General features: G+C 51.2%; 1 pseudogene. It reads left to right on the forward strand.

Annotation, left to right across the window (positions count from 1 at the left end):
- Nucleotides 1-561, forward strand: a pseudogene (locus R7Q09_RS27440) (calcium-binding protein); the annotation flags it as partial.

The following is a 561-nucleotide window of genomic DNA, read 5'->3' on the forward strand; positions in this document are numbered from 1 at the left end:
CGGGTGACGACATCACCGAAACCACTCAAGCCATTATCGGTGCCGATGGCGTAACAGCGACGTTTACCATCGATACGGTGGACGATGTGTATGCCGAAGGCGATGAAGTGTTCCGTGTCAGCGTATCGGGTATTGTGGATAGTGACAGCAATCCAATCTTCGAAGCACTGAATTTAGACAATGCGTTCGTCGATACCACCATCAGCGATGAAACCGATCCGGGTCCAGAAGATACGGTTACCGTGACCATGACCGGTCCAGCGAATGTCGTAGAAGGCGACACCACCACAGAGTACACAGTGACGCTGAGCGATCCGGCTCCTGTGGGCAGTATCGTCACGCTTGCTTATAGCTACACCACTGCATCCGGTGACGACATCACCGAAACCGCTCAAGCGATTATCGGTGCCGATGGTGTGACCGCTACATTTACCATTGATACCGTGGATGATGTTTACGCGGAAGGCGATGAAGTGTTCCGTGTCAGCGTATCGGGTATTGTCGATAGCGATAGCAATCCGATTTTTGAGGCATTAGATGTTTCAAATGCCTTTGTTGATA

Source organism: Vibrio sp. 2130-1 (assembly GCF_033339515.1).